The sequence below is a fragment of the Stenotrophomonas sp. YJH_SMC_43 genome (assembly GCF_059372535.1).
Map to the genome: position 1 here is coordinate 189301 of NZ_JCAFVQ010000001.1, position 17725 is coordinate 207025.

17 protein-coding genes are annotated in these 17725 nt (G+C 65.9%); 9 read left to right on the top strand and 8 right to left on the bottom strand.

Annotated features, from left to right (window positions below; all coding sequences use genetic code 11):
- Nucleotides 1–316: 316 nt before the first annotated feature.
- Nucleotides 317–3106, bottom strand: coding sequence for a TonB-dependent receptor plug domain-containing protein (locus tag AC5QAH_RS00815; protein WP_010483016.1), 2790 nt, complete (start codon nucleotides 3104–3106; stop codon nucleotides 317–319).
- Nucleotides 3107–3320: 214 nt separating this feature from the next.
- Here AC5QAH_RS00815 and apbC point away from each other — a divergent pair, with 214 nt between their 5' ends.
- Both apbC and dcd read left to right on the top strand, forming a co-directional pair.
- Nucleotides 3321–4175 (top strand): iron-sulfur cluster carrier protein ApbC, encoded by an 855-nt coding sequence (apbC, locus tag AC5QAH_RS00820; protein WP_026347084.1) that lies wholly within the window; start codon nucleotides 3321–3323, stop codon nucleotides 4173–4175.
- 77 nt (nucleotides 4176–4252) lie between these two features.
- Nucleotides 4253–4825 (top strand): dCTP deaminase, encoded by a 573-nt coding sequence (gene dcd / locus AC5QAH_RS00825; RefSeq protein WP_010483020.1) that lies wholly within the window; start codon nucleotides 4253–4255, stop codon nucleotides 4823–4825.
- Nucleotides 4826–4900: 75 nt separating this feature from the next.
- Here dcd and AC5QAH_RS00830 read toward each other — a convergent pair whose 3' ends face one another.
- From AC5QAH_RS00830 to AC5QAH_RS00840, 3 genes are read right to left on the bottom strand one after another with little or no spacing between them, the layout of a single operon-like run.
- Nucleotides 4901–5068, bottom strand: a complete 168-nt coding sequence (locus tag AC5QAH_RS00830; RefSeq protein ID WP_005418011.1) for a LiaI-LiaF-like domain-containing protein — start codon at nucleotides 5066–5068, stop codon at nucleotides 4901–4903.
- 15 nt (nucleotides 5069–5083) lie between these two features.
- Nucleotides 5084–5506 (bottom strand): HIT domain-containing protein, encoded by a 423-nt coding sequence (locus AC5QAH_RS00835; protein WP_010483023.1) that lies wholly within the window; start codon nucleotides 5504–5506, stop codon nucleotides 5084–5086.
- Nucleotides 5503–6174 carry a dienelactone hydrolase family protein gene (locus AC5QAH_RS00840; protein WP_019338605.1) on the bottom strand — a complete coding sequence of 224 codons (672 nt, stop codon included), beginning with the start codon at nucleotides 6172–6174 and terminating at the stop codon, nucleotides 5503–5505. Before AC5QAH_RS00840 ends, AC5QAH_RS00835 begins: the two co-directional genes overlap by 4 nt.
- A gap of 203 nt (nucleotides 6175–6377) precedes the next feature.
- On the opposite strand from AC5QAH_RS00840, the gene rimO reads away from it, so the two are divergent.
- Nucleotides 6378–7739, top strand: coding sequence for a 30S ribosomal protein S12 methylthiotransferase RimO (gene rimO / locus AC5QAH_RS00845; RefSeq protein WP_012480900.1), 1362 nt, complete (start codon nucleotides 6378–6380; stop codon nucleotides 7737–7739).
- Entirely contained in the window at nucleotides 7736–8575 is an 840-nt protein-coding gene (locus tag AC5QAH_RS00850) for a DUF3025 domain-containing protein (RefSeq protein ID WP_049454960.1), read from the top strand. The genes rimO and AC5QAH_RS00850 overlap by 4 nt, the downstream gene beginning before the upstream one ends.
- An 87-nt stretch (nucleotides 8576–8662) precedes the next feature.
- On the opposite strand, the gene greB is transcribed toward AC5QAH_RS00850, so the two are convergent.
- Nucleotides 8663–9169, bottom strand: a complete 507-nt coding sequence (greB, locus tag AC5QAH_RS00855) for a transcription elongation factor GreB (RefSeq protein WP_019336668.1) — start codon at nucleotides 9167–9169, stop codon at nucleotides 8663–8665.
- 81 nt (nucleotides 9170–9250) lie between these two features.
- A complete protein-coding gene (locus AC5QAH_RS00860) occupies nucleotides 9251–10756 on the bottom strand; it encodes a helicase HerA-like domain-containing protein (protein ID WP_010483034.1) in 1506 nt (501 codons plus the stop codon).
- A gap of 122 nt (nucleotides 10757–10878) precedes the next feature.
- On the opposite strand from AC5QAH_RS00860, the gene AC5QAH_RS00865 reads away from it, so the two are divergent.
- Both AC5QAH_RS00865 and AC5QAH_RS00870 read left to right on the top strand, forming a co-directional pair.
- The gene (locus AC5QAH_RS00865; protein ID WP_049454958.1) at nucleotides 10879–12483 is read left to right on the top strand and encodes a transglycosylase SLT domain-containing protein; all 1605 of its coding nucleotides are present in this window, start codon (nucleotides 10879–10881) and stop codon (nucleotides 12481–12483) included.
- Nucleotides 12484–12506: 23 nt separating this feature from the next.
- A complete protein-coding gene (locus tag AC5QAH_RS00870) occupies nucleotides 12507–12854 on the top strand; it encodes a ribonuclease E inhibitor RraB (protein WP_010483037.1) in 348 nt (115 codons plus the stop codon).
- A gap of 130 nt (nucleotides 12855–12984) precedes the next feature.
- Here the strand turns inward: AC5QAH_RS00870 and asd are convergent, their stop codons facing one another.
- Nucleotides 12985–13827, bottom strand: a complete 843-nt coding sequence (gene asd, locus AC5QAH_RS00875; RefSeq protein ID WP_019336666.1) for an archaetidylserine decarboxylase — start codon at nucleotides 13825–13827, stop codon at nucleotides 12985–12987.
- A complete protein-coding gene (locus tag AC5QAH_RS00880) occupies nucleotides 13824–14474 on the bottom strand; it encodes an SCO family protein (protein WP_010483041.1) in 651 nt (216 codons plus the stop codon). The genes asd and AC5QAH_RS00880 overlap by 4 nt, the downstream gene beginning before the upstream one ends.
- Before the next feature lie 122 nt (nucleotides 14475–14596).
- On the opposite strand from AC5QAH_RS00880, the gene prmB reads away from it, so the two are divergent.
- The 3 genes from prmB to AC5QAH_RS00895 are packed head-to-tail and all read left to right on the top strand — an operon-like array spanning nucleotide 14597 to nucleotide 17656.
- The gene (gene prmB / locus AC5QAH_RS00885; protein WP_010483043.1) at nucleotides 14597–15526 is read left to right on the top strand and encodes a 50S ribosomal protein L3 N(5)-glutamine methyltransferase; all 930 of its coding nucleotides are present in this window, start codon (nucleotides 14597–14599) and stop codon (nucleotides 15524–15526) included.
- Nucleotides 15523–16626, top strand: a complete 1104-nt coding sequence (gene aroC, locus AC5QAH_RS00890; RefSeq protein WP_049454956.1) for a chorismate synthase — start codon at nucleotides 15523–15525, stop codon at nucleotides 16624–16626. The genes prmB and aroC overlap by 4 nt, the downstream gene beginning before the upstream one ends.
- Nucleotides 16619–17656, top strand: a complete 1038-nt coding sequence (locus AC5QAH_RS00895; protein ID WP_049454955.1) for an NAD(P)-dependent oxidoreductase — start codon at nucleotides 16619–16621, stop codon at nucleotides 17654–17656. The genes aroC and AC5QAH_RS00895 overlap by 8 nt, the downstream gene beginning before the upstream one ends.
- Nucleotides 17657–17725 lie beyond the last annotated feature (69 nt).

Here is a 17725-nt window from a genome sequence, read left to right on the forward strand (position 1 = left end):
TGGCGACCGGCTTCCATGTCGGTTTAACGATCTGTTCAGTTGCATTCCATTCAGCCGGACCGTAACACGCACTTAACGCAGAGTGCACACGATCGTCATTTCGTCAATCGGGGTTTGGCCTGAAAAATGCCGGCAGATCAATGGTTAACGCCAATTGTTTTGGTGTGTTTCAAAAGATGGCGATATGAAGGTCAATCTGTCGTAGTGCATTTGCTGCTTCTGCATCAGTGCTTTACCGAAGGCTTCCTGGAACCAAAAAAAAAGGCCCCGCCGAAGCGGGGCCTGGTCCAGACACGGAGTCCGGAAAACGACGGGATCAGAAGTTGTACTTGACCTGGGCCGAGATCTGGCGGCCGTAGACGCTGTAGAAGCCGTCGTTGAACGGGGTCGATTCGTTGCCCGGGTAGTTGTAGCGCTGGCCTTCCGGCAGCTTGTTGAACACGTTGTTGACCATCAGCGACAGGACCAGATCTTCCTGTGCCTGGTAGTTCATGCTCAGGTTGTACGTGGTGTACGAACCCCACTTGCCGGCCTTGGCGCCGGAGGAGTGGACGTAGCCGTAGCTGCGGCCGGTGTAGGCCAGGTAGTTCGGGGTGCTGCCGACGTAGTTGGCGTACACAGTGGTGGTGAACTTGGCGATGTTCCAGGCCACCGACAGATCGCCGCGGACCTTGGCGAAGTTGTCGTAGTACCACATGTTGTACGGGTCGCTCAGCAGGTCGAGCTTGGCGGCGCCCGGCATCGGCTGCACTTCACGCTTCAGCATGTTGGTGTAGTTGCCGGAGAACATCAGCGAGCCGAAGCGGCCGATATCCTGCTGGTACTTGGCCGCCACGGTCACCGCTTCCAGGTTCTGGCTGGCAACGTTGAGCTTCGGCGTGTATACGCGGGTCAGGTTGCCACCGGCGTCGCGGGATATCCAGTTGGTCACGTCACCGCAGCTGGCCGAGGTGTTGTTCGGCAGGCCGTTGTGGCACTGGTACTCGGCCAGCAGCAGCTGGTCCGAGCTCAGGGTCTTGACCTCGTTCTTGATCTTCCAGTTGTAGTAGTCGGCCGACAGCGAGAAGTTGCTGACCGGGGCCCACACCACACCTGCGCTCCAGACATCGGCGGTGATCGGCTTCAGGTCCGGGTTGCCGGACTTTTCGCTGTACACCGAGGTGTTCTTGTAGAACGAGCAGGCCTCATCACGCAGGCCGTAACCCATCTGGCTGCAGCGGTAGTAGTCGTTCTGGCCGGACGAGTACGAACCGCTCATGCCCTGGAAGGCATCGGACAGGGTCGGTGCGCGGAAGGCGGTACCGTACTTGCCGCGCAGCAGCAGGCTCTCGATCGGACGGAATTCCAGGCCGATGCTGTAGGTGGCCTTGTCGACGGTCTTGTCGGCGATCTTGAAGGCGTCATAGCGGCCCGAGGCGCTGACGGTCAGGGTGTCGTGCAGCGGCATGCGCAGTTCGCTGGTGACCGCGTAGTTGCTGCGGTGGCCGGCGCCGGCGACGGCGGTGGTGCCCCACACATTGCCATCAACGAACGCCTGGTCCGGCGAGTAATCCCAACCTTCGCTGCCACCTTCCAGCACGACGGCCAGGCCGGCATCACCGCCCGGCAGGCTGAACAGCGAGCCGTTGGTCACCTGCACGCGACCCAGGTTCTGCCAGGTCTTGCTGCGGTGGGTACCGTAGCCGGTGAAGCTGGCGAACTGGTCCGGGGTGATCGGCGAGTAGAAGGCCGCATAGTCCGGGTTGTAGATGCCGAAGCCGCCAGCCGAGGTGCCCAGGCGCGGGCCCAGCACGGTCTGGCCGAAGAAGTCTTCGATCTTGTCCTTCCAGCGCACGAAGCGGTTCTGGTCCAGGCGGTACTCGCCACGGGTGAAGCTGGCGCTGTAGTCCCAGTCGCCGACCATGCCCTTGCCGCCCAGGGTGACCTGGTAGGCACGGCTTTCGTCGGAGTTCATGATGTTGTTGTAGTGGCCCGGGCCGATTTCTTCCGGCGCGAAGGCGCGCTGCAGGTTCACGACCTTGCCCAGGCCCTGGTCGTAGAAGCCGCCCATGACCGACTTGGTGCCCCACCACAGGGCGCTCGAGCCGGAGGTGAACTCGGTCTTTTCCTTGCTGTACAGCACGTCGGCGAACAGCTGGAAGTTGTCGTTCACGTCGAAGGTCATCGACGAGTAGAACTGGCCGCTGTTCTTGCCGTTCTTCAGGGTCTTGTAGCCGGCGCTGTACACCGAACCGCAGGACTCGCCCGACGCGCGCTGGCCGACCACGGTGGTGCCGTCATACAGCCCAGCGACGTTGGCGCAACGGCTCGGGTCCATCATCAGCAGCTTGTTGTCAGCGTTGGTGATGACGGCGAAGTCGTTCGACGGAACCTGGGCGGTGTAGCCGACCGGGTTGTTCTGGCGGGTGATGTCGCGCTGGTAGCCCCAGATCGGGCTGCCGTTCTCGATCTGCACGTTGAACAGCGCATGGAAGCGGTCGTCGAAGGCGTTGATGCCCTTGGCAGCGCTGAAGCGGATGTTGCTGCCGCCGCCTTCGGTGTAGGTGCCGCCACGGAGGGTCATGGTGCCGCCGTCCATGCGCTCCTTCAGGATGATGTTGACCACACCGGCGATCGCGTCCGAGCCGTACAGCGAGGACTGGCCGCCCGGCAGCACTTCGATCCGCTCGACGATGTCGATCGGAATGCCGCTGATGTTGTTGAAGGTTTCGCTGCCGTTGTACAGCGCCGGATACGAGAGCATCGGGCGGCCGTTGATCAGGTACTTGGTGTAGCCCGGATTCAGGCCGAACATGCCGGCGGCTTCGGCGCCCTGGGTGAACGAACCCGAGGTCTGGCCGCCCTGCAGGCCGCCAGTGGTCAGCGACGACTGCTGCAGCACTTCAGCAACACTGCTGAAGCCGCGGGTCTGGATGTCTTCGGCGGTGATGGACATCACCGGGGTCTGGGTTTCAACCTGGGTCTGCGGGATCAGCGAACCGGTGACGGTGATCTTGTCCAGGTTGGTCGCCTTGTCCTGGGCCATTGCCGGGGCGGCGGCCATCAGAGCGGAAATCAGGGCGACGGCGAGCGTGTTGCGACGTGCGGTGTTGCTTACGTAGTTCATGTAGTTCCATTGGAGAGCAAAAACAAAAACGGCACTGCGCATGCGCCATCGCGCGGGCTGGAAATGCCAGCTCCGCAGCCCAAAACAGTGCGGGTCGAACGTAACATGAACTTAACAATCTGTGCACGAATCTGTAGCAATCCTGAATTTCAGTCAGGTTACGTCCAGCTTGTATGATGCTCGGTTATTCCCCCTGACCCCGCCGGTGCTCGTTGTGAACAGTTCTCCCCGCCGTCCCCATGCAAGCCAGGTCCAGAAGGGACTCACGCCGCATGCCCGCATCCGCAATGTGATCGCGGTTGGTTCGGGCAAGGGCGGCGTCGGCAAGTCGACCACCGCGGTCAATCTGGCCGTGGCGCTGCAGCAGCTCGGCGCGCGCGTGGGCGTGCTCGACGCCGACATCTATGGCCCCAGCGTGCCGGCCATGCTGGGCCTGTCCGGCCGTCCGGAAAGCCCGGACAACAAGAGCATCGAGCCGCTGCGTGCGTTCGGCGTCGACACCATGTCGATCGGCTACCTGATCGAAGAGGACACGCCGATGATCTGGCGTGGGCCGATGGCCACCTCGGCGATGACCCAGCTGTTCAACGACACCTTGTGGGACGACCTGGACTACCTGCTGATCGACCTGCCGCCGGGCACCGGCGACATCCAGCTGACCCTGACCCAGAAGATCCCGCTGGCCGGTGCGGTGATCGTCACCACGCCACAGGACATCGCCACGCTGGACGCGAAGAAGGCGCTGAAGATGTTCGAGAAGGTCGAGGTGCCGGTGCTGGGCATCGTCGAGAACATGGCGGTGCATACCTGCAGCAGCTGCGGGCATGTCGAGCACCTGTTCGGCGAGGGCGGCGGCGAGCGCATGGCCGCGCAGTACGGCGTGCCGTTGCTCGGTTCGCTGCCGCTGCAGATCGGCATCCGCGAGCAGGGCGATTCCGGTACCCCGATCACCGTGGCCCAGCCGGATTCGGTCCCGGCCCAGGCCTACCGCCATGCCGCGCAGCGCCTGATCGAGGAGGTTGGCAAGCGTCCGCGTGCCTCGATCCCGATCCTGTCGTCGCTGCTGTAAGTGCCCGGGCAGGGGCCGCCGGCGACGCCCGGCCCCCTGCTAGAATCCTCGCGCCCCCTCGTACCCCAGGACAAAGCATGAGCATCAAGAGTGACCGTTGGATCCGCCGCATGTCCGAGCAGCACGGCATGATCGAGCCGTTCGAGGCCGGGCAGGTCAAGCAGGCCAACGGCGAGCGCATCGTCAGCTATGGCACCTCCAGCTACGGCTACGACGTGCGCTGCTCGCGCGAGTTCAAGGTGTTCACCAACATCAACTCGACCATCGTCGATCCCAAGCACTTCGATCCGGGCAGCTTCGTCGATATCGTCGGCGATGAATGCATCATCCCGCCCAACAGCTTCGCGCTGGCGCGCACCGTGGAGTACTTCCGCATCCCGCGCGACACCCTGGTGGTGTGCCTGGGCAAGAGCACCTACGCGCGCTGCGGCATCATCGTCAACGTGACCCCGCTGGAACCGGAATGGGAAGGGCACGTGACCCTGGAATTCAGCAACACCACGCCGCTGCCGGCGCGCATCTACGCCAATGAAGGCGTAGCGCAGATGCTGTTCTTCCAGGCGGCCGCCGACGACATCTGCGAGACGTCGTACCGCGATCGTGGCGGCAAGTACCAGGGCCAGACCGGCGTGACGCTGCCGCGGACCTGAAGATTGCAGGCGATTTGTGAAGCCGAGCATGGCTCGGCTCTACATGAAGGAAGGCGGCGCAATGCGCCGCCTTCTTTATTTCCCGCGACCGAACAGCATCGCGATGCCGACACCCACCAATGCCACCGGCCACCAGGTCAGCAGCAGCTTGGACAGGTTCAGGTGCGTCCAGCCCAGGTTGCTGGCGAGCATGAACAGGCCGATCAGGATCAGCAGGACGGCGGCAACGAGGTTGAATCGCATCGGGTCGGCAAACGCTCAGGACTGGGCTGGATATCCTAGCCGTTCCTTCCAGTAGGCGACATGCTGGTCCAGCGCACCCGGCTCGTAGCGGTGCGCGGGGCCGCTGCCCCAGACCGGGCCCGGCCACGCGGGGTCGCCGTCATGGCGGCCGATCACATGGAAATGCAGCTGGCGCACGATGTTGCCCAGCGCACCGATATTGATCTTCTCCACCCCGTCGGCGCCCTTCAGGGCCTTGCAGGCGCGGTTGAGCTCGGTGCGCAGCTTGTCCTGCTGCTCGCCGTCCAGCTCGATCCACTCGGTCACCCCGGCCAAGCGCGGTACCAGCACCAGCCAGGGGAATCGTTCGTCGTTCATCAGCCGCACTTGCGACAACGGTCCTTCGGCCACCAGCACGCTATCGGTGGCCAGGCGTGAATCGAGTTCGAAATCGCTCATCCAAGATGCTCCGAGAAGAAGTCCAGGGTGCGTTGCAGCGCCAGGGTGGCGCTGTCTGGATCATACGCATGTCCGACCTCCCGGTTGAAGGCGTGGTCGGCCGGATAGACGAAGGTGGCCATCTGCGGCAGCTTCTCGCGATGGGCCTGGACCGCCTCCGGCGGGATGCTCTTGTCCTGGGCGCCGAAGTGGAAGATCACCGGGGCCTTGGGCGTCTCATCCAGGAACTGGACATTGCGCGCACCGTAATAGCTGACCGAGGGCAGGCCCAGGCGCAGGGCCGACAGCATCGCCACCGTGCCGCCCCAGCAGTAGCCCACCGTGCCGACCTTGCCTTGGGGCGCCAGCCGGGTGGCGGCTGCACGCACGACCTCCAGCGCCTTCTCCATGCCCAGTGCGGTCACCCGTTCCAGGCCCTGCTTCACGCCTTCGGCGTCATAGGGCAGGGCATCCGGATCGGCTTCTGCACCGTCGACCAGGTCGAAGAACGACGGCGCCAGCACCGCGTAGCCTTCGGCCGCGAAGCGCTCCGCTACGCCGCGGATGTGCGGGTTGGCGCCGAAAATTTCCTGCACCACCACCAGCCCGCCACGCGGGGTGCCCTCCGGCAGGGCCTGCCAGGCCCGTACCGGGCCGTGATGCGTATCCAGGGTGATCCACTCGGCCATCGTTTCCATCTCGTTGTGGGGAACAGAACGGCATTGTCGGTGCAGCGTGGGTTAGCGCGATGTCAGCGGCTGTGCGGGATCGGGCGGCTGGCCATTCAGAGCGCGGCCGCCAACCCCGGTATACTGGCGCCCTTTCAGGCCCCGGCCCCCAGGAACCCCTGCCACGGCGGCAGGGGCCCAGGCCCCCAGAGTCCCGCGATTCCATGTCCCAGCTGAACCCCAAAGTCGGCTTCGTCAGCCTTGGCTGCCCGAAGGCCCTTGTCGATTCCGAACGCATCCTTACCCAGCTCCGCTCGGAAGGCTACGACATCGTGCCGTCCTACGATTCGGCCGACGTGGTGGTGGTCAACACCTGCGGTTTCATCGATTCGGCAGTGACCGAATCGCTGGACGCGATCGGCGAGGCGATGAACCAGAACGGCAAGGTCATCGTCACCGGCTGCCTGGGCAAGCGCCCGGAGCAGATCCGCGAGGCGTACCCCAACGTGCTGGCGGTGTCCGGCCCGCAGGACTACCAGAGCGTGATGGAAGCGGTGCATGAAGCGCTGCCGCCCAAGCACGATCCGTTCGTGGACCTGGTGCCCGACTACGGCATCAAGCTGACCCCGCGCCACTACGCCTACCTGAAGATTTCCGAGGGCTGCAACCACAAGTGCAGCTTCTGCATCATCCCGTCGATGCGCGGCAAGCTGGTCTCGCGCCCGGTGGATGAGGTGCTGCGCGAAGCCGAGCGCCTGGTGCGGGGCGGCGTGCGCGAGCTGCTGGTGGTTTCGCAGGACACCTCGGCCTATGGCGTGGACGTGAAGTACGCCGAGAAGATGTGGCGCAACAAGGCCTACCAGACCCGCCTGAAGGCGCTGTGCGAAGGCCTGTCCGAGCTGGATGCGTGGGTGCGCATGCACTACGTCTACCCGTACCCGCACGTGGACGAGGTGGTGCCGCTGATGGCCGAGAACCGCATCCTGCCGTACCTGGACATTCCGTTCCAGCATGCCAGCCCGCGCATCCTGCGCCTGATGAAGCGCCCCGGCGCGGTCGAGAAGACCCTGGAGCGCGTACAGAACTGGCGCCGTATCGCCCCGGACATCACCGTGCGTTCGACCTTCATCGTTGGCTTCCCGGGCGAGACCGAGGCCGAGTTCGAAGAGCTGCTGTCGTTCCTCGACGAAGCGCAGCTGGACCGCGTCGGTGCGTTCGCCTATTCGCCAGTGGAAGGCGCCACCGCCAACGACCTGCCCGATGCGGTACCGGAGGAAGTGAAGCAGGAGCGGCTGGCCCGTTTCATGGAAAAGCAGGCGCAGATTTCCGCTGCGCGCCTGGAAGCCAAAATCGGCACCGTGCAGCAGTGCCTGGTCGACGCCATCGAAGGCGATATCGCCGTGGCCCGCTCAAAGGCCGATGCCCCGGAGATCGATGGCCTGGTGCACATCCAGAATGCCGACCAGGTGCCGCTGCGCGTGGGTGAATTCGTCGACGTGGAAATCACCGAGAGCGACGAGCACGACCTGTACGGTGACGCGCTGCCGGCCGCTACCCGCCCGGCATTCGATCTCAAGATGCTGTGACCACAGCGACGACCGCCGCCGGTGACGGCAGCGGTGTCCGCCGCTTCGTGCCGCCGCCGCGTGCGGCGGTCGATCCGCAAGTGTTCGCGCACCCGGTGTTTGCCGGATTGCGCGACGTTCGTGATCTGTTGGAAGGCCCGGAGTGGCCGTCCATTGCAGCGCTCGCGGCACGCCTCACGCTGCCCGGCAAGCACCTGGTCGAGCAGGATGCCGCGCTGCTGGCCGACGGCCTGCACTACGAAGCCCGCATCGCGCAGGGGCTTATCGCCACCCGCGCCGACAACTGGCACGACCTGTTCAATGCACTGGTGTGGGCCCGTTACCCGCAGCTCAAGCAGGCCCTCAATGTGCAGCAGTGCCGGCATATCGAGGCGATGCCGCCGGGCCAGCGCAACCGTGCGCAGGCCGCGTTGACCCAGTTCGACGAGACCGGCGTGATCGTGCGCGTGCGCGATGACTCGTTTATGCGTGCGTGGGATGGGCATGACTGGCATGCATTGTTCGAGCCAGCGCACTGGCTGAGCGGCGATATCGCCATCGCTGCGGTATTCGGGCACGCGCTGATGGAGCAGGCGCTGCTGCCGGAACGCCGTCTGGTGGGCAAGTGCGTGGTGGTGCGCGACGAAGTCGATGATGCCTGCGTTGACGCAGTGACCGCGGCCATCGCCGAGGGCAGGGCAGTGACCGATCCGCTGCAGCTGCGGCCCCTGCCATTGGCCGGTATTCCCGGCTGGCATGGCGTGCAGGATTCCGCCTTCTATCGCAATGCCGATTATTTCCGCCCGCTGCGTGCCGGTCGCCAGTATCCGTTGCCGCTGGTGGGGTTGCCGTTGTAGAGCCGAGCCCATGCTCGGCTGCGTTTGCCCATCAGCCGAGCATGGGTTCGGCTCTACAAAGGGCAGGCAGTCGAGCCATGCTCGACGCTACACAGGCTCGTACTCCACCCCGATCACCGCAAAGGTGAACTGCCCGCCGGGCAGCTCTACCGAGAACTCATCATCCAGCCGCTTCTTCAGCAGCGCACGTGCCAGCGGCGAATCGATGCTGATCCAACCCAGGCCTGCATCGGTCTCGTCCGGGCCGACAATGCGATAGCGGCTGGTGTCGCCACTGTCCACGTTCTCCAGTTCCACCCACGCGCCGAAAAACACCGCCTGCGGATCGGTCGGCGTGGTGTCGACCACGCGCAGCGATTCCAATCGCTTGGTCAGGTAGCGCACGCGACGGTCGATCTCGCCCAGCTGCTTCTTGCGGTAGGTGTACTCGGCGTTTTCCGAACGATCGCCTTCTGCGGCGGCTGCGGCCAGTGCCTTCACCACCTCGGGGCGGCGCACCCGCCACAGGTCATCCAGTTCGGCCTTCAGCCGTGCGTGGCCGGAGGCGGTGATCAGGGCCGTGCTTTTTTCTGCGGGGGGACGCCAACGGGACATGCGGTAAGACTTCTTTTCAGGGGAACGATGGGGTCGGAGCCCTTTCCCGTGGAAAGAGCTCTGACCGCCAGTGGCGGTGAATCAGCGCTTGCCGCCGAAGATGCCGCCCAACAGGCCACGCACGATCTGGTTGCCCAGCTTGGTGCCGACCGTGCGCGTGGTCTGCTTGGCCATCGTCTCGATCATGCCCTGGCGGCGCTTGGTGCCGAAAATCGCATCCTTGATCGCCTGGCCGAAACCGCCTTCCTGCGCTTCGTCCTGCTCGCGGCTGCGGGCGGCCGGCGCCTGCGCCTGCTCGACCGTCTTCTGCGCGCGCTGGGCCAGCAGTTCGGCGGCCGATTCACGGTTGATCGCCGTGTCGTAACGACTGCCGACCGGGCTGCCGGCACGCACCTGGGTACGCTCGGTCTCGGTGATCGGTCCCATCCGGCAGCGCGGCGGCGCGATCATCGTCTGCTGCACCGGCATCGGCACACCCTTGTCCTGCAGGGTGGATACCAGCGCTTCACCGGTGCCGAGCTGGCTCAGTACCTTCACCACGTCCAGTTTCGGATTGGGTACGAAGGTTTCGGCCGCGGTCTTCACCGCCTTTTGGTCGCGCGGGGTGAACGCACGCAACGCGTGCTGCACGCGGTTGCCCAGTTGGCCGAGGATGTTGCCCGGCACGTCGTCGGGGAACTGCGAGCAGAAATACACGCCCACGCCCTTGGAGCGGATCAGGCGCACCACCTGCTCGATGCGCTGCACCAGCGACGGCGGTGCGTCGTCGAACAGCAGGTGGGCCTCGTCGAAGATGAAGACCAGCTTCGGCTTGTCCAGGTCGCCCACCTCCGGCAGCTGCTCGAACAACTCCGACAGCAGCCACAGCAGGAAGGTGGAATACAGCTTGGGCTTGAGCACAAGCTGGTCGGCGGCGAGGATGCCGATCACGCCGCGGCCGTCGTGATTGACCCGCATGATGTCGGCCAGCTCAAGCGCCGGTTCGCCGAAGAAATTCTCGCCACCATCCTGCGCCAGGCGCAGCACCGAACGCTGGATCGCGGCGATCGACTGCGCACTGACCAGGCCGTACTCGGTGGATATGTCCTTGCGCTCCTCGGCCACCAGGCCGAGCAGGGCGCGCAGGTCGTCCATGTCCAGCAGCAGCAGGCCACGGTCATCGGCCAGCTTGAACACGATGTCGAGCACGCCGGACTGGGTGTCGTTCAACTCGAGGATGCGCGCCAGCAGGGTCGGGCCCATCTCGCTGACCGTGGTGCGCACCGGATGGCCGAGCTTGCCGTACAGGTCCCAGAAAATGGTGGGGCTGGCGGCCGGCGCATAGTCGGCCACGCCGATCTCGGCAGCACGCGTCAGCAGGTTCTCGGCACCGGTCCCGGGAACAGCCAGGCCGGACACATCGCCCTTAACATCGGCCAGGAACACCGGCACGCCCAGCCGCGAGAAGCCCTCGGCCAGGGTCATCAGGGTGACCGTCTTGCCGGTGCCGGTGGCGCCGGCCACCAGGCCGTGGCGGTTGCCGAGTTTCGGCAGCAGGGTGACGGCAATATCGTCGGTAATGCCTTTGCCGAGCAGAATCGGATCCATGGTCCAGCCCTTGTGGTGAATAGCCCAATGTTAACCGCCGGCGGTGACGGGCCGAAGGTCGGCTTGCCCGGACCTTGGCGGCGCCGCTACTCTGCCTGCCTGTTTCGCACACAGTGCCATCAATGCCCGTTCCTGTCCTGATTTCCCGCGGTTGGCCGCTGCTGGCCCTGGCCGGCCTGGTTTCCCTGGCGCCCGACGCCCATGCGCAGCGGGTTTCGGCCCGGGACAAGGTGAAGGTGGATGCGCTGCAGCAGCGCATGACCGTCGCCGAAAAGCGTTACAGCGACGCCCTGCTGCTGGTCGCCAATGCCGACCCCAAGGGCAGCAACGAGGCCGATGCCGCGCTGGAAGACATGGAAGATGTCCTCAACGACTGCGTGAAGCAGAAGGGCTGCCAGATGGGCACCCTGCTTGCCAGCTACAAGCGCCTGCTCAAGCACGACGCTGATGCCGCTGCCAGCGACGACGTGGCCGACGAGGGCGGTGACCGCCTGGAAGCCGACCCCGACCATATCGGCCCGCTCACCGCCGACGTGCCGGAGGCCGCGCGCGCCGCCGCGCTGCTCAACGACAAGCGGCATGCCTTCGACAGCATGGTCGAGTACAACCCGGCCGTGCAGGCCGGCATCCGCCGTTGGCTGACCGACATGCGTCCCGCGCTGCTGACCAGCTACGAGAACTACCAGAACCTGCGTGTGGTGATGTGGCCGGAGTGGGAGAAGCGCGGCCTGCCCGAGGCGCTGCTGTTCGGCATCATGGCCAAGGAGTCCAACGGCCGCGTGCATGCGTCCTCGCGCGCCGGCGCCGCCGGCCTGATGCAGTTCATGCCGGCCACCGGTCGCCGCTTCGGCCTCGGCCCGGACGGCACCGGCTTCGATACGCGCTTTGACGCGCGCAGCGCCGCCGAGGCCAGCGCCAGTTACCTCAACGAGCGTCTACGCGAGCTGAACAACAACGTGGAAATGTCGGTGGCCGCCTACAACGGTGGTGAAGGCCGTGCCGCGCGCGTGTTCAAGCAGAGTGCTGGCCAGAGCTTCTGGACCGACAGCGTCTACAACCAGTTCCCGGGCGAGACCAAGGACTACGTGCCGATGGTGATCGCCGCCGCCTGGATCTTCCTGCACCCGCAGCAGTACGGCGTGGAATTCCCGAAGATCAGCGCGCAGCCGGCCACGCTGCGCCTGGCCAAGTCCACTACCATCTACGAACTGACCATCTGCCTGGGCAGCCACGGCACCCGCGATGGCTACATGCGCGCGCTGCGCAACCTCAACCCGCGCTATGAAGCCGACGGCTGGATTCCGGCCGGCACGCTGATCAATGCCACCACCCGCATCGCCGGCCTGTACCAGCGCAACTGCGTCAGCGGCCCGCGTGCCGATCTGGCCCGCACGCTGATCACCGCCGATCTGAACGCAGCGATCAAGCGTCCGACCGCTGCCAGCTACACCGGCAGCGTGGCCGTGGGCGGTGTGGTGCCGGTGGCCGATGCCGCCGCGTCCACCAGCGTGCCGACCACACCGGCCGCTCCGGTAGCTACGCCGCGCCCGCCGGCACGGCCGAAGCCGGTGCGCAGCCACAAGGTGGGCCGGGGTGAGACCCTGGGCGCCATCGCCGCGAAATTCCAGTGCGACGTGCCGACCCTGGCCCGCGCCAACGGCCTGAAGGCCCCGGCCTACAGCCTGCGCCACGGCCAGACGCTGAAGCTGCAGGGCTGCGACAAGTAATCCTCCCGACCCCTGGAATCCGCATGGACCTCGAAGACACCCGCAACCTGTTCGCCAACCTCCGCGAAAACACCGACTGGGACATCACCGGCCCGTTGCTGTGGGGGTATTTCTTCGTGCATTCCACTGCTGAGCCGTTGCAGGTACTGGCTGACCATCTGCAGGCGCAGGGCTACTCCTTCGTGGAACTGTTCGAGCAGGAGCCGGAAGAAGGCGACGCGCCGTTCCACGTGCTGCATGTGGAGCGTGTGGAGATTCACGACGAAGCCTCGCTGGACCGTCGCAACCAGGAGTTCGCGGCGCTGGCCGCGGAGAAGGGCGTGGAAGACTACGACGGCATGGACGTAGGTCCAGCCCCGGCCCTGCAGTAACGCGCATGCCGGTCGTGCCGGCCGCTGGCCGGTATTCCGTTGATTCCCTCCACGCATGGCATGGAAAAGGGGACGGAGGGGATTGAGTCGTTGATGCATAAACGACTCAATCCCCTCCGTCCCCTTTTTGTCAGCGCAGCGTCGCCAGTGCCTGGCCCAGCTGCACCGGGCTTTCGGCGCCCAGCTGCGGCGCGAACTCGGCCACGCCCGGCGGCAGCAGCACGATCACGGTCGAACCGTAGTTGAAGCGCGCCATCTCGGCGAAGCGCTCCAGCTGGATGCCCTGGCCGCGGTAATCCTTGCGGGTGATGCGGTCACCGTAGGCCGGGATCTCCTCACCGCTCCATACGGTCTCCACGCCGGACACCAGCAGTGCACCGACCATCACGCTCACCATCGGGCCGAAGCTGGTATCGAAGTGGCAGACCAGGCGCTCGTTGCGGGCGAACAGGCGCGGCACGCCGTTCACCGCGGCCGGGCCGACGCTGAACAGGCGGCCCGGCACGTGCACGGTCTCGCGCAGGGTGCCGGTCCACGGCATGTGCACGCGGTGGTAATCGCGCGGCGACAGGTACACGGTGGCGTACAGGCCGTCGTTGTACGGCTTGGCGTCTTCGTCGCTGCCCAGCAGTTCGGCGGCGGTGAACGACTGGCCCTTGGCCTGGAAGATCCGGCCGGCCTCGATCTTCCCCAGCTGGCTGATGCGGCCGTCGGCCGGCATCACCAGGCTGCGCGGATCGGCATCGGCCACGCGCGCCCCCGGCTTCAGCGCACGCGTGAAGAACTGGTTGAAGGTGGCATAGCTGCGCGGGTCCGGGTTGGCCGCTTCGTCCAGGTTGACGTTGAACTTGCGGGTGACGGTGTCGATCAGCCAGCGCGACACGCGCGGATCGTCCGAGTACGCCAGCGAACGCGCCATCGAGGACAGCAGGCGGTGGGGCAGGGCGTACGTCAGGGCGGTGGTGAGGCTCATGGGGCGGTTTTCTCGGTCAGCTTCTGCAGGTCGCGGGCAATGGCCGGCGCGTTGAACGGGGGCCGCACCAGGCCGGCAAGGCGGCCCTGCGGGTCGAGCACGGCCAGGCTGGCCGAGTGCTCGACGGTGTAATCCTCAGGGTTCTCGTCGAAGTGCTTGCCCGGCACCTTCTGGAACACGAAACCCAGCGAAGTGGCAAAGCGCTCCAGCGACGGGATATCGGCGGTGGCGGCCAGGGTGTCCTTGTGGAAGCCGTGCACGTACTCGCCCAGGCGTGTGGCGCTGTCACGGTCCGGGTCGACCGAGATGAACAGCACGCGCGGGCGCAGGCTGTCGGGCAGGGCCTCCCACTGGTTCTGCGCGCCGGCCAGCTCGGCCAGAGTGGTGGGGCAGACGTCGGGGCAGAAGGTGAAGCCCAGGAACACCAGGGTCCAGTGGCCCTTCAGCTCGCCCGGAATCAGGCGGGTGCCGTCGGACTGGGCCAGGTTGAAGTCGGGCAGTTCGCGCGGCTGCGGGTACAGCGTGATCGCTTCGGTGGCCGGGGCGTTGGCCGGTGGCTTCGGCGCGAACACCTGCTGGGCGGCCAGCAGGCCCAGGCCCGCCGCCAGGGCGATCAGCAGGATGATGCCGGCGTTGCGATTGAACATGGGAGCCCCCGCGCGAAGTGGGCTCCATCATACCGGCTGCGGCCCGATCGTTTCTGCCGCAACGGATGCCGCCGCGGGCGCCAGCCCCTATAATCGAGGGCCACTTTGCCCGCAGTACCGCCATGACCGCTGAAACGGCCGCCGAACTCCACACGATCATCGATCTGATCCGCTACGGCACCAGCCGTTTCAACGAAGCCGGGCTGACCTTCGGTCACAGCTACGACAATGCGCTGGACGAGGCCACCCAGCTGGTGCTGCACAGCCTGCACCTGCCGCACGATCTGGGCCCGGCCTATGGCCAGGCGCGCCTGCTGCAGGCCGAAAAGCTGCGCGTGCTGGAACTGTTCCAGCGTCGCATCGATGAACGCATCCCGGCCGCCTACTTGACCGGTGAGGCCTGGTTCGCCGGCCTGAGCTTCAAGAGCGACAAGCGCGCGCTGGTGCCGCGTTCGCCGATCGCCGAACTGATCGAATGCGGCTTCGAGCCGTGGCTGGCCGGCCGCGATGTCAGCCGCGCGCTGGATCTTTGCACCGGTTCGGGCTGCATCGCCATCGCCATGGGCCATTACTACCCGAACTGGGAAGTGGATGGCGTCGACCTGAGCGACGACGCGCTGTCGCTGGCCGAAGAGAACAAGGAACGCCTGCAGGCGCACAACGTCACCCTGCTCAAGTCGGACCTGTTCAACGGCCTGACCGGCCGCCACTACGACCTGATCGTCACCAACCCGCCGTACGTCACCAACGACGAGACCGATGCCCTGCCGCAGGAATACTCCTACGAGCCGGAGATGGGTCTGCGTGCCGGCGATGACGGCCTGGACCTGGTGCTGAAGATCCTGCGCGATGCCCCGCTGCACCTGAGCGAAGACGGTCTGCTGATCTGTGAAGTGGGCGAGTCCGAACAGCATCTGGTCAAGCTGCTGCCGGAAGTCGATTTCGCCTGGATCGAATTCAAGGTCGGCCAGATGGGCATCTTCGCGGTCGAATGCCGCGAGCTGATCGCCCACAGCGCCCGCATCACCGAACTGGCGGCGCAGCGCCCGTGAGCTCCAATTCGTTCGGCAAGCTGTTCACCGTCACCACGTTCGGCGAGTCGCACGGGCCGGCCATCGGCTGCGTGATCGATGGCTGCCCGCCGGGGCTGGCGCTGGACGCGACCGAATTCGCCCACGACCTGCAGCGTCGCGCAACCGGCAAGAGCCGCCACACCTCGGCGCGTCGCGAAGCCGATGAGGTCGAGATCCTGTCCGGCGTGTACGAGGGCCTGACCACCGGCACCCCGATCGCGCTGCTGATCCGCAACACCGACCAGCGCAGCAAGGACTACGCCAACATCGGCCAGCAGTTCCGGCCGGGTCATGCCGACTACAGCTACTGGCACAAGTACGGCATCCGCGACCCGCGCGGTGGCGGCCGTTCCTCGGCACGCGAGACCACCATGCGCGTGGCCGCCGGCGTGGTCGCCAAGAAGTGGCTGGCCGAGCGCTTCGGCGTGACCGTGCGTGGCTACCTGTCGCAGCTGGGCGACATCACGCCGGCCGGTTTCGACTGGTCGGCGGTGGAAGATAATCCGTTCTTCTGGCCGCACGCCGCACAGGTGCCGGAACTGGAGGCGTACATGGATGCGCTGCGCAAGTCCGGTGATTCGGTCGGTGCGCGCGTGGACGTGGTCGCCGACAACGTGCCGCCGGGCTGGGGCGAGCCGATCTACGGCAAGCTCGATGGCGAACTGGCCGCCGCGCTGATGAGCATCAACGCGGTGAAGGGTGTGGAGATCGGTGACGGTTTCGCCAGCGCAGCGCAGAAGGGCACCGAGCACCGTGACCTGCTGACCCCGCAGGGCTTCGCCAGCAACCATGCCGGCGGCATCCTCGGTGGCATTTCCACCGGCCAGCCGGTGGTCGCCTCGATCGCGTTGAAGCCGACCTCCAGCCTGCGCCTGCCGGGTCCGTCGCTGGACACGGCCGGCAACGTGGTCGAGGTGGTCACCACCGGTCGCCACGATCCCTGCGTCGGCATCCGCGCCACACCGATCGCCGAGGCGATGGTGGCGATGGTGCTGATGGACCAGGCACTGCGCCATCGCGCGCAGTGCGGCGATGTCGGCACCATCACTCCGCGCATTCCCGGCCAGCTTGATGGCTGATACGCGGCCGACGGTATGGGTGAGCCAGCCGCTGATCGATGCGGCCATCGCGCCGCTGCGCGATCGCGTGCAGCTGCGCACCACCGACACCGTCACCGCCTGGTCGCCCGACCAGATCGCCGAACAGCTGGCCAGCGCCGACGGCGCCATCATCACCCTCAACGAGCGCATCGGTGCAGCGCAGGTGGCCGATGCCACGCAGCTGCAGGTGATCGCCAATGTCGGCGTTGGCTACAACAACCTGGATGTCGACGCGCTCAGTGCGGTCGGCATCCTCGCCAGCAACACGCCGGACGTCCTGACCGAGACCACCGCCGATCTCGGCTTCGCGTTGCTGATGGCCACTGCACGCCGCATCACTGAATCCGAGCGCTGGCTGCGCGAAGGGCAGTGGCAGCAGTGGTCGTTCCAGACCATGCTCGGTGCCGACATCCACGGCAGCACGCTGGGCATCCTCGGCATGGGCCGCATCGGCCAGGGCATTGCCCGCCGCGGTGCACACGGGTTCGGCATGAAGGTGCTGTACCACAACCGCTCGCAGCTGCCGGCCGCGACCGAAGCGGAAGTGGGCGCCACCTATGTGGACCTGGATACGCTGCTGGCACAGTCCGACCACCTGCTGCTGGTGCTGCCGTACACGCCGGCCTCGCACCATCTGATCGATGCCGCCGCGCTGGCGAAGATGAAGCCGTCGGCGACGCTGGTGAACATCGCCCGCGGTGGCCTGGTCGATGAGATCGCGCTGGCCGATGCGCTGGCCCACGGCCGCTTGGCCGCTGCCGGCCTGGATGTCTACGAAGGCGAGCCGAAGGTGCGCCCCGAACTGCTGGCGCTGCGCAATGTCGTGCTGACTCCGCATATCGGCAGCGCCTCGCTGGCCACGCGCACGGCGATGGTACAGCTGGCCGTGGATAATCTGGTTGCCGGGCTCGGTCTGGACGGCGGCCCGTCGCGCATGCCGAGCGCGATCAACGCTGACGCGGCGATGGCCGCGCGCGTGACTCTGGGCAAAAAAACCGGGAAACGATAGGGAACCTCCGCGCGCCCCGCTTGAGGAGGTTCCCCGAACCCAGCTGTCGTGCGTGTTTCTTCCCCATTC

Bases quoted from the DNA above. Each gene is read 5' to 3' on its own strand.
- prmB (WP_010483043.1), top strand. From the start codon at position 14,597: ATGACCGCTGAAACGGCCGCCGAACTCCACACGATCATCGATCTGATC.
- AC5QAH_RS00880 (WP_010483041.1), bottom strand. From the start codon at position 14,474: ATGTTCAATCGCAACGCCGGCATCATCCTGCTGATCGCCCTGGCGGCG.
- rimO (WP_012480900.1), top strand. From the start codon at position 6,378: ATGTCCCAGCTGAACCCCAAAGTCGGCTTCGTCAGCCTTGGCTGCCCG.
- asd (WP_019336666.1), bottom strand. From the start codon at position 13,827: ATGAGCCTCACCACCGCCCTGACGTACGCCCTGCCCCACCGCCTGCTG.
- greB (WP_019336668.1), bottom strand. From the start codon at position 9,169: ATGTCCCGTTGGCGTCCCCCCGCAGAAAAAAGCACGGCCCTGATCACC.
- AC5QAH_RS00870 (WP_010483037.1), top strand. From the start codon at position 12,507: ATGGACCTCGAAGACACCCGCAACCTGTTCGCCAACCTCCGCGAAAAC.
- AC5QAH_RS00865 (WP_049454958.1), top strand. From the start codon at position 10,879: ATGCCCGTTCCTGTCCTGATTTCCCGCGGTTGGCCGCTGCTGGCCCTG.
- AC5QAH_RS00895 (WP_049454955.1), top strand. From the start codon at position 16,619: ATGGCTGATACGCGGCCGACGGTATGGGTGAGCCAGCCGCTGATCGAT.
- AC5QAH_RS00815 (WP_010483016.1), bottom strand. From the start codon at position 3,106: ATGAACTACGTAAGCAACACCGCACGTCGCAACACGCTCGCCGTCGCC.
- AC5QAH_RS00860 (WP_010483034.1), bottom strand. From the start codon at position 10,756: ATGGATCCGATTCTGCTCGGCAAAGGCATTACCGACGATATTGCCGTC.
- AC5QAH_RS00840 (WP_019338605.1), bottom strand. From the start codon at position 6,174: ATGGCCGAGTGGATCACCCTGGATACGCATCACGGCCCGGTACGGGCC.
- dcd (WP_010483020.1), top strand. From the start codon at position 4,253: ATGAGCATCAAGAGTGACCGTTGGATCCGCCGCATGTCCGAGCAGCAC.
- AC5QAH_RS00830 (WP_005418011.1), bottom strand. From the start codon at position 5,068: ATGCGATTCAACCTCGTTGCCGCCGTCCTGCTGATCCTGATCGGCCTG.
- AC5QAH_RS00835 (WP_010483023.1), bottom strand. From the start codon at position 5,506: ATGAGCGATTTCGAACTCGATTCACGCCTGGCCACCGATAGCGTGCTG.